The sequence below is a fragment of the Peptoniphilus sp. genome (assembly GCF_034090345.1).
Classification (GTDB): domain Bacteria; phylum Bacillota; class Clostridia; order Tissierellales; family Peptoniphilaceae; genus Peptoniphilus.
This window is the reverse complement of the sequence record NZ_JAXDSS010000042.1, coordinates 1-6175: the sequence shown is the minus strand read 5'-3', so window position 1 is coordinate 6175 and position 6175 is coordinate 1. Positions and strand designations below refer to the sequence as shown.

Genomic DNA, 6175 nt, shown 5'->3' with positions numbered 1-6175 from the left:
GGTCTTGCAATTATGGGCGGAGCTTTTTATGTGATGAAGAAGAATAATGAAGAGGAAGAGGCTTAAATTTAAAATAACGGAGGGCCGTATGTTAAATAAAATAAATAAAAATTTAATAAGGGCATTTGTGTTTGTTCTTCTAATCATTAACATGGTACTTCCAAACGATGTTTTTGCAAAGAGCAGTGTGACTATTGATTTGAGGGGGAAGAGCGAAAGCTTGGATTTTTCAAACAGACGTCTTAGCCTTTGGAAGGTATCTTCTGATTTGTTGGAAGACGAAAAGGTGAATATTGCTGAAAATTTAAAAAATTTAAGTGATGAGCAGATTACTAAAAGGTATTCGGCTCCTATTTCCACAGAATACTCAAATAGAGACGGGATAATCAATATCGAGCTTGAGAGTGGAACTTATTATGCGAGGGAAATCACTGACAGTGCGGTTAAGGTTTATCCGTTTGTGTTCACCGTGAGTGAGAAAAATTTTAAGGTTATTCCCAAGGGGGGATTTGACATTCCGCCCGGGAATACCAAACTTATAAAGGTATCTACTGATGGGACAAGGCTTCAAGGGGCTGAGTTTGAACTCTATTTTGTAAAGAGTGATGGGGTTGAGAAGGTGCCTTTGAATGGCAATGTCTATTCGCCAAGTGGGTCAAGGAATGAGATTTTGACTACTGATGTGAATGGGGAGATAGTTTTATTTGATTTGCCGGTTGGGGATTATATGTTTAAGGAGTTGAAGGCTCCGAACGGATATATGATTAGACAGGCTGAAACTTATTTCACAATCAACAGCTCAAGGAATACTGAGGTTAGGATAGTGAACTATCGTGCCGGTGAGGGTGGTTTCAAGTTCAAGAAGATTTCTGAGGACGGAACTCCTTTGATGGGCGCTAAGTTTATGGTGACTAAAAAGGTTGGGGATATTTTTGAAAAGGTGATGGTAAATAATGTTGAGTATGTTGTCGAGTCAACTGCTGAGGGTTATTTTACCGTTGACGGTTTGCCTTTTGGAGAGTATTTCTTATGGGAAACTCAACCTCCTAAGGGTCATTCTGCTCTTTCCGATTCTGTGAGATTTGTCATAGAAGAGGGTAGTTTTAATCAGATGATTGAAATCAGGGATAGGAGAATTCCTGAAGTGCCGCCGGCTAATCCGCCTGTTGAGCCGCCGATTGCGCCTGAAAAACCGCCGATTGTAATTCCGAAGACGGGGGATATAACTCTCTTGTTGATGGTATTGGTCGGAGGGGTGTTTTCTGCGATTGGCTATAGACTTGTCAGAGAGGACAACGATACGGTTAGTGTGAAGGTGGAAAATTAAATATGTTTTATGGGCAATGCTCTCGGATTTTTCCGGGGGTGTTGTCTTTTTTGTTTGTATTGAATGGGACAATGTAGGGCGGCACGAGTTTAGCGAGGTCCGCCCGCATATATGATTTTAAATTTGTTAATTTACTGAATTATGTTATAATATGTTTAAAGAGGACACCGTTAAAGACGGTCGCCTTGCTGTTAGTTTAATTTAAAACCACCAGTACTAGCGATACAGGTGGTTTTTTTGCATTTAACTACTTATTTTTTGTAAGTGTTAAGATGAGCGCTATAAGCGTTGCAAATTCTATTATTATTGATAAAATTTCATAGTCACTTCTCCTAATAAATTTATTAGGCGACCATCTGTATGTCCTCAATCTCATTATATGCATTCAAGTTTTTATTTTCAATTTAAATTATTTTTGATATTTCATTTTATTATGTTGACGGGCGGGCCTTTGTTGTTTTTCTATTTGAATTTTTAATTTTTTTGTATTAGTTTCAAATCTTTATTTTTATTTTGTATACGTGCCGCCCATACGGTTTTGGAAATTGTTGGTGTTGACGGGCGGGCCTATACTTTTTTGTTATTTATATTTATTATTTTTCTATTTTTGTTTTTATTCTTTATTTTTTTGTGGATACGTGCCGCCCCTACAGGTGTTGTGAATATAATATTTTTTGTTAGACATCACTTTACGTCAGTCAAAAAGATAACAATAAAATATTATAGAGAAAATAGTAAACTGAATATATTTTTAAATTGACAATATTGACCCGTGTTGTTAGTATTATTTTAGTAAAGGGGGATTTGTTTGGAAAGTAGAATTAAGACTATGAGTTTGACGAGGGTTGCGCTTTTTGTTGCGCTTATCGCACTTGGGGCATTTATAAAAATACCGGTTCCCAATATGCCGTTTACGTTACAATTTTTGTTTACTAATTTGGCGGGGATAATACTTGGTTCACAACTTGGAGCGTTGAGTGTTGGGGTTTATATTTTATTGGGACTTATCGGCATACCGGTTTTTACTGGCGGTGGTGGACCTGCATACATATTGATGCCAACTTTTGGATATTTGATCGGCTTTGTGGTTGGAACTTATCTTGGAGGAAGATATTTAGAGATAAATGGCTATTCTTCAAAGAACATTTTTATATCTTCTATAATCAATTTATTTTTCGTTTATTTATTTGGAATGGTTTATTACTACATGATAAGCAATTTTTATATTGGAACGCCATTTAGCGTAAAGAATGTAATTTTATATTGTTTTTTGCTTGCTGTTCCCGGGGATTTATTTTTATGTCTGGCATCCACTATTTCAGGCAAAAAGATTTTAAAGGCTCTTGGGGGGCGCTAAATGAAGGGTTTATTTATAGTAGGAACGGACACTGACATAGGCAAGACTTATGTAACTGCGCTTTTGTTAAAAAAGATGTTGGAAGTTGGAATGAACGCAATTTATTACAAGGGGGCGCTTAGTGGAGCTGAATTGGTTGATGGGAAATTAGTTCCCGGAGATGCTACTTATGTAAAAGAGATTGCAGGTATTGAAGAGAGTGTTGAAAATTTGGTGCCTTATGTATATGAAACTGCAGTTTCGCCGCATTTAGCAGCTCAAATTGAAGGGAATGCAGTTGAGCTTGGAAAAGTTGTCGAGGGATATAAAAGACTATCTGAAAAATATGATTATGTTGTAATGGAAGGCAGCGGCGGAATTATCTGCCCGATAAGTTATGGCGAGAATACACTTATGCTTGAAGATTTTATAACTGAGTTGAATTTACCGTCTGTGTTGATCGCTGATGCGGGCCTTGGAACTATAAATCATACTTTTTTAACTGTATATTATATGAAACAGAAAGGTTTGGAGTTAAAGGGCATTATTTTAAATAATTATGACGGAAGTTTGATGCAAGGGGACAACTTGAAGATGATTGAGGAGTTGACGGGCGTTCCTGTTATTGCAAAGGTAGAGTACGGAAGTGCGGATTTGGATATTGAAGAGAGTATTTTAAGGGGATTATTTTAAGTATGGACGTTGAAAATTTACAGAGGAAAGATTTAGAGTATATTTGGCATCCTTGTTCTCAGATGAAAGATTATGAGGAACTTCCTCCTATTGTCATTGAAAGTGGCAAGGGGGTTATGTTATATGACATAGAGGGAAAGGATTACATAGATGTTGTGAGTTCTTGGTGGTGCAATCTCTTAGGGCATAGGAATGAAGTTTTAAATCAAAGATTGATAGATCAGCTTGAAAATATTGAACACGTAATATTTTCTAATTTCACACATAGACCGGCGATAGAGTTGTGTGAAAGGTTGATGCAACACTTACCTAAAGGGCTTAAAAAGTTTAATTTTTCTGATAATGGCTCTGCAGCGATAGAATGTGCGTTAAAGATGAGTTTTCAATACCATTATCAAACCGGAAACAAGCACAAGAAAAAATTTATGTGTCTTTCTGATGGATATCATGGAGAAACAATCGGGGCCCTTAGCGTTGGAAGTTTGGATTTATATGCAAAGATGTACAATCCCATTTTAATTGACACTATAAGGATAGAAGCTCCGGATTGTTACAGGTGTCCATACGGAAAGGATAGGGACAGTTGTAGTGTAGAGTGTTTTGAAAAAGCTGAACAGGCTTTTAAAGAGCATGGAGATGAAACTTGCAGCATAATTGTCGAACCTATTTTACAAGGCGCAGCCGGGATGAAAATTTACCCGGCAGAGTATTTGTCAAAGCTTAGAAAATTATGTGATGAGTATGGAGTTTTGTTGATAGCTGATGAGATTGCAACTGGGTTTGGAAGAACGGGAAAGTTTTTTGCGGTGGATAATGCCGGAATAAGTCCTGATATAATGGCGATTTCAAAGGGACTTACCGGCGGTTACATGCCTATGGCGATAACTATAACTACTGATGAAATCTACAATGCGTTTTATGCAGAGTACAACGATCAAAAAGCATTTATGCATTCTCATACTTACAGTGGGAACCCTCTTGGCTGTTCTGTTGCGCTTGGAGTTTTGGATATTTTGGAAAGCGAAAAGACAATAGAGAAGGCGCAAGTCACTGCTGAGTACTTACACAGAAGATTGTGTGAGGAATTTTTAAATCACAAAAACGTTGGCGAAATAAGACATGTTGGCTTGATAAATGCGATTGAGCTTGTAGAAGATAAAGGAACGAAAAAAGGTTTTGATTCTGAGCTGAGAGTTGGTTACCAAATTTATAAGAGAGCGCTTGAGTATGGATTGGTTTTAAGGCCTCTTGGGAATGTTTTATATTTTAATCCTCCGCTTATCATAAGTGAAGCTGAAATTGATTTGGCAATAGAGAGAATGAAAAAAGCTGTGGGAGATATATTAGAATTTTAGAAATACCCTTAGGGGTATTTTTTGTGAAACTATTTAGAAAATTTTCAAAATAGAATTGACAAATTATTTTGATGGATGTACTATCTATTTAGATAATATTCTAAATAGATTTGGGGTTGTTGGCATATGTATTTAAAATTAAGAATATTTGGAGGTAAGTATGAGGAAGATTTTATTTGGTTTAATGATGGCATGTTTATTGGTGGGTTGCAGTTCTGCAAAGAAAGTGGAAAATCCGGATAAATATATAAAAATGGGTCAAGAAGTAATTACATTTTTAAATCAAGGTGATTTCGAAAAAGTTAAAGAAAATGGAACTGAGGAGATAAAAGAGGCGCTTAATGCCGAGACGTGCGATAAATTCATTCAGGATTTGTCTAAAAATGGAGAGTTTGAATCTTTTGGGAAAAATGAAGTTGTATCGAAAGAAGATAAAAAAGAAAATCATGAGTATTTTATAGTTGTGCAAGAGGCTAATTATAAAAATAATAAGATGATTTTTACTATAACTTTTGATGAGAACGATAGATTAGGGGGTCTCTATTATAAATAATGAGGAGATGTGGTCATGAGTTTAGAAAAGACTTTCAAGGCTCTTGCCGACAAAAATAGAAGAGAGATTTTAAGTCTTTTAAAGAAAAATAGTTTAACGGCAGGGGAGATTGCTGAGCATTTTGATATGACTAATGCAACTTTAAGTTATCATCTTCAGATTTTGAAGGATGCCGGATTGATTTTTGATGAGAAAGATAAGAATTATAGAGTTTATTCTATGAACGCTTCTGTTTTTGAAGAGGTTTTGGCATATTTTTTTGAATTTAAGGGGGATGAAAATGAGAAATAAAAAGAGCATAGTGATTAGTTTTTTGTTGTTAATAGTTTCATTGGTTTTAGGGGCTGTATTTTATAACAAAATGCCGGATATGTTACCTACTCATTTTGGGTTTGATGGAACTGCTGATAAGTATTCTTCTAAGGCAAGTGCTTTATTCAATTTTCCGTTGATAATGGCGTGTGTTCAAGCTTTGTTGATTTTTCAGTTGAATAAGGATCCACGAAAGAAATATCAAAATGAAAAGCTATATGTTGTATCTCTTTATATTATTCCGATTTTAACTCTTGTGATCAGTGTAATAACTATAACTATTGGATTGGGAGCAAAGGTTGATGTAAGTAAAATTGTCTTTATAATGATATCTATTTTATTTATTGTGATGGGCAATTTTTTGCCTAAGGCAAAGAGAAATTACACAATGGGAATTAGAAATCAATGGACGTTGAGCAGCGATTATATTTGGGAGAAAACTCACAGGGTTGCAGGGTTTAGTTTTGTATTATCAGGAATTTTCGGACTTATTTGTGCTATATTTTTAAAAAATTCAGCATTTGTTATATTTGGGATGATTATTCTAGCTGTAATAGTGCCTACAATTTATTCTTATGTGTTGTATGAAAGAGAGCAAA

The 6175-nt window shown here is 35.6% G+C and carries 7 protein-coding genes; all 7 read left to right on the top strand.

The features are described from left to right. The first annotated feature begins 88 nt into the window (after positions 1–88). Complete coding sequence (locus SOR77_RS03215) at positions 89–1327, top strand: collagen binding domain-containing protein (protein WP_320635752.1); 1239 nt, start codon at positions 89–91, stop codon at positions 1325–1327. 808 nt (positions 1328–2135) lie between these two features. After that, positions 2136–2684, top strand: coding sequence for a biotin transporter BioY (locus SOR77_RS03210; RefSeq protein WP_320635751.1), 549 nt, complete (start codon positions 2136–2138; stop codon positions 2682–2684). Further along, positions 2685–3356 carry a dethiobiotin synthase gene (gene bioD / locus SOR77_RS03205; RefSeq protein WP_320635750.1) on the top strand — a complete coding sequence of 224 codons (672 nt, stop codon included), beginning with the start codon at positions 2685–2687 and terminating at the stop codon, positions 3354–3356. Positions 3357–3358: 2 nt separating this feature from the next. After that, the gene (gene bioA, locus SOR77_RS03200; RefSeq protein WP_320635749.1) at positions 3359–4711 is read left to right on the top strand and encodes an adenosylmethionine--8-amino-7-oxononanoate transaminase; all 1353 of its coding nucleotides are present in this window, start codon (positions 3359–3361) and stop codon (positions 4709–4711) included. A gap of 160 nt (positions 4712–4871) precedes the next feature. Then, positions 4872–5264: a DUF3887 domain-containing protein gene (locus SOR77_RS03195; RefSeq protein WP_320635748.1), complete on the top strand. Its 393-nt coding sequence runs from the start codon at positions 4872–4874 to the stop codon at positions 5262–5264. Positions 5265–5279: 15 nt separating this feature from the next. Continuing rightward, on the top strand, positions 5280–5555 hold the full coding sequence (locus SOR77_RS03190) for an autorepressor SdpR family transcription factor (protein ID WP_320635747.1): 276 nt from the start codon (positions 5280–5282) through the stop codon (positions 5553–5555). Beyond that, the coding region (locus SOR77_RS03185; protein ID WP_320635746.1) for an SdpI family protein at positions 5545–6175 on the top strand (631 nt) is incomplete at its 3' end. The genes SOR77_RS03190 and SOR77_RS03185, both read left to right, overlap by 11 nt.